This is a genomic window from Streptomyces sp. NRRL B-24085, assembly GCF_001282115.1.
Taxonomy (GTDB): domain Bacteria; phylum Actinomycetota; class Actinomycetes; order Streptomycetales; family Streptomycetaceae; genus Streptomyces.
In genome coordinates, this window is the sequence record NZ_LJBR01000642.1 from 1 (window position 1) to 3851 (window position 3851).

Here is a 3851-nt window from a genome sequence, read left to right on the forward strand (position 1 = left end):
GCCGGTCGAGGAGGTGCAGCAGCCACACACTGGTGACGGCGTCGAACACCCCGTCGGGGAACGGCAGCGCCCGGCTGTCGGCGAGCACGACCGCGCCGGGCAGCCGTACGGCGGCCGTACGGGCCATGCCGTACGTCAGGTCGGCGCCGGTGACCCGGGTCGCGGGCCGGGCTGCGGCGAGCCTGCGGGTGACGATCCCGGTGCCGCAGGCCACGTCGAGCAGGCGGCGGGTGTCCGGCGGGATCAGGCCGAGCACGGCGTCGGCGGCCGCGGCGGCCCTGGGTTCGCCGCCGCGGGTGGCGTCGTAGGCGTCGGCCTCCTTGTCGTAGTCGAGCACCGGCTCACTGGGCCCCGTGACCGGCGGCGAGCGCCTCCACCCGCTGGGCGAGCCCGAAGTCCTTCTCGGTGAGGGCGCCGCCCGCGCTGTGCGTGTGCACGGACAGCACGACCGTGTCGTAGCCGAGGGTGAGGTCGGAGTGGTGGTCGAGCTCCTCCTGGACCTGGGCGATGTGCACGACCATCGCCGTGGCCGCGAAGTGGGTGCCGAGGCGGTACGAGCGGGTGAGGCGGCCGTCGTCGACGGACCAGCCCGGCAGCTCCGCGAGCCGGTCCTCGATCTCCTTCTGCGACAGGGGTTCGACGGGCATGGCCTCGCTCCTTCCTGGGGGGGGGTCGGTGTCCTCAGCGTCCCACACCTGTGCCGCCGCGGCCCTGGTCAGGAGGGTGCCCGGTGGCCGGCCGGGGGCACCCGCCGCGGCCAGGCATCGGGGAGCGCGGTGATCCGGCCTGCCGGGGCCACCGGTCGTGGGCCCCGCTCGTCCACCCGTTTCTCGACTACCGTCGCGGTATGACCACGCTCTCCTCCCCCGCTGCCACCCCTTCCGGTCACGGCGTCGGTCCGCTGCTGCGCGCCTGGCGGGAGCAACGGCGGGTCAGCCAGCTGGAGTTGGCGCTGCGGGCGGACTCCAGCGCCCGGCACATCAGCTTCGTCGAGACGGGCCGCTCCCGCCCGAGCGAGGAGATGGTGCTCCGGCTCGCCGAGCACCTGGAGGTCCCGGTGCGGGAGCGCAACGCCCTGCTGCTCGCGGCCGGTTACGCCCCGCGCTTCCCCGAGACCCCGCTGGACGATCCGGCCCTGGGCGCCGTGCGGGAGGGGATCGAGCGGCTCATCCAGGGCTACGAGCCCTACCCGGCGCTGGTGTTCGACGCCGGGTACCACGTCGTGGCCGCGAACCGGGGCATCATGATGCTCCTCGACGGCGTCCCGGAGTCCCTGCTCCGGCCCCCGCTCAACACCATGCGTCTGACCCTGCACCCGCAGGGCCTCGCCCCGCGCATCCGCAACCTGCGGGAGTGGCGCGGCCATCTGCTGGAACAGATGCGGCGGCAGATCGCGCTGCGCCGCTCGGAGCCGCTGCGGGAGCTGTACGAGGAGGTGGCCGCGTACCCCGTGCCCGAGAGCGGGTCCGTGGACGGTTCCGAACAGGCGGACCCCGCGCCGTACTTCGCGCTGCCGATGCGGATCGAGCACGAGGGGCGGACGCTGTCGTTCGTGTCGTCCACGTCCACCTTCAACACGCCCATGGACGTGACCGTCGCCGAGCTGGCCATCGAGACGTTCCTCCCGGCAGACCCGGCGACGGTCAAGTACCTGCACTCGCTGCTGCCCTGAAGGGGCGGGTCCCGGGCCGGAGTGCGCCGGCCCGGAACCCGTGACCACCACGATCCCGGTCGCCCGGCCTCCCGTCGATGACGTGGGAGGTAAGGAGGGAAACGGTCGTGACCGGTGAGACCGGCAGCGGAACATGGCACACTGCACGCAAGCTTCGACGCGTAGGGGAGGCGTGGCGTGAGTGAGCGGCGACCTGCGCCGACCGTGGGCCAGGTGGTGCTCGGCAGACGGCTCCAGGAACTGCGGGAGGCGGCCGGCCTCAAGCGTGAGGAGGCCGCGCAGGTACTGCGGGTGGCCCCCGCCACCGTGCGCCGGATGGAGATGGCCGAGGTCGCCCTGAAGATCCCCTACGTCCAGGTGCTCCTGGAGACGTACGGGGTGCCCGGGGACCAGGTCGAGGCCTTCGTCCAGTTGGCCGAGGAGGCGAACAGGCCGGGGTGGTGGCAGCGGTTCCACGACGTGCTGCCCGAGTGGTTCAGCCTGTACGTGAGCCTGGAGGGCGCGGCCGGGATCATCCGCTCCTACGAGCCGCACTTCGTGCCCGGACTCCTCCAGACCGAGGCGTACGCGCGTGCCGTGATGGAGGCGGGGACGATCGGGCAGGCGGGTTCCGAGGCACTGGAGCGGCACGTGTCGCTGCGGATGGCCCGGCAGCAGCTCCTGGAGCGCCCGAACGCCCCCCACCTGTGGGCGATCATGGACGAGACGGTGCTGCGCCGCCCGGTCAGCATCCGCTCCGAGGTGATGCGCGAACAGCTCGACAAACTGCTGGAGTTCGCCGAGCGGGACCGGGTCACGCTCCAGGTGTGCGAGTTCGAGGAAGGGCCGCACCCGGGGACGTACGCGCCCTTCTCGCTCTTCCGCTTCACCGAGCCGGAGCTGCCCGACCTGGTCTTCACCGAGTACCTGACCGGTGCGCTGTACCTCGACTCCCGCCAGGAGGTCGCCACGCACCTGGAGGTCCTGGACCACATGTCGGCGCGGGCCGCGTCGGCCGAGCGCACCAAGAAGCTGCTGCGGGAGCGCCGCGAGGACTTCTGAGCGGGCCGCACGACGACCCGCCAGGGCACCACGACCACGTCACAGGGGAGATGACACCGCATGACCGGATCCGACGCGGCGGCCCCCGCCGTCGACACCAGCCGGCCCCACCCCGCCCGGGTGTACGACTGGTGGCTGGGCGGCAAGGACAACTATCCGGTGGACGAGGAGCTGGCCCGGCGGATCCTCGCCGTGGACGGCACGGTGGTGCGCGGGGCGCGCGCCAACCGGCGCTTCATGCACCGGGCGGTGCGGACGGCCGCCGAGGCCGGCATCCGCCAGTTCCTCGACATCGGCACCGGCATCCCCACCGAGCCGAATCTGCACCAGGTGGCACAGGAGGTCGCCCCCGAGTCGAAGGTCGTGTACGCGGACAACGACCCGATCGTCCTCAGGCACGCGCAGGCCCTGCTGCACAGCACCCCCGAGGGCGCCACGAACTACGTCCACGCCGACGTCCGCGACCCGGACACCATTCTGCGGCTGGCCGCCGAGACCCTGGACTTCTCGCAGCCGATCGCGCTGTCCCTGGTGGCGCTCACCCACTACCTGGACGACGACGCGTACGAGCTGCTCCAGCGGTACGTCGCCGAGCTCGCCCCGGGCAGTTACCTGATCCTCTCCCAGGTCACGCCCGATCTGAGCCCCGCGGCCATCGAGAAGGCCGCGGAGCAGTTCCGTCGCAGCGGCACGCCCTTCTTCCCCCGTTCGCTCGCCGAGTTCTCCCGTTTCTTCGACGGTCTGGAGCTGCTCGGCCCCGGGGTGATCCCGGTGTCGGGCTGGCGTCCGGGTCCCGAGGACGTGGCGGCCCAGGCCGAGGGCATCGTGCCGGTGTACTCCGGGGTCGCCCGCAAGGTCTGACCCGTACGGGTGCCGTGAACGGGTGCGCTCCCGCGCCCCGCCCTAGGTTCGAAGCGAGCCGCGGGCAAGCAAGGGAGCGCACGTGACCGACACGGAGACACCGCCGGGGAAGCCGGGCGCGGCGCTGCCGCGGGCCGGGCGGTTCTTCCGGCCCGGCACGGCCTCCCCCGACGTACGGCCCCGGGCCGGCCGGCAATCGCGAGGCGGACGCCTTCCACCGCGACCGCCGGAGGCACGACCCGTCAGCCGCGGTGACGCACCGGACCGGCGGCCGCCG

The 3851-nt window shown here is 72.9% G+C and carries 5 protein-coding genes and 1 pseudogene; 4 read left to right on the forward strand and 2 right to left on the reverse strand.

The window, feature by feature from the left end:
* Together AOJ26_RS40725 and AOJ26_RS40730 are read right to left on the reverse strand one after the other, a co-directional pair.
* The coding region (locus tag AOJ26_RS40725; RefSeq protein WP_159044531.1) for a class I SAM-dependent methyltransferase at positions 1–337 on the reverse strand (337 nt) is incomplete at its 3' end.
* A 4-nt stretch (positions 338–341) separates the two neighbouring features.
* Entirely contained in the window at positions 342–647 is a 306-nt protein-coding gene (locus AOJ26_RS40730) for a 4a-hydroxytetrahydrobiopterin dehydratase (RefSeq protein ID WP_053853358.1), read from the reverse strand.
* A gap of 200 nt (positions 648–847) precedes the next feature.
* Between AOJ26_RS40730 and AOJ26_RS40735 the strand changes: the two genes are divergently transcribed.
* From AOJ26_RS40735 to AOJ26_RS44810, 4 genes and pseudogenes are all read left to right on the forward strand, one after another.
* Complete coding sequence (locus AOJ26_RS40735) at positions 848–1672, forward strand: helix-turn-helix domain-containing protein (RefSeq protein ID WP_053853359.1); 825 nt, start codon at positions 848–850, stop codon at positions 1670–1672.
* 177 nt (positions 1673–1849) lie between these two features.
* Positions 1850–2713, forward strand: coding sequence for a helix-turn-helix domain-containing protein (locus tag AOJ26_RS40740; protein WP_053853360.1), 864 nt, complete (start codon positions 1850–1852; stop codon positions 2711–2713).
* A gap of 60 nt (positions 2714–2773) precedes the next feature.
* Positions 2774–3574 (forward strand): SAM-dependent methyltransferase, encoded by an 801-nt coding sequence (locus tag AOJ26_RS40745; RefSeq protein WP_053853361.1) that lies wholly within the window; start codon positions 2774–2776, stop codon positions 3572–3574.
* 82 nt (positions 3575–3656) lie between these two features.
* Positions 3657–3851 (forward strand): annotated as a pseudogene (locus AOJ26_RS44810) (hypothetical protein); the annotation flags it as partial.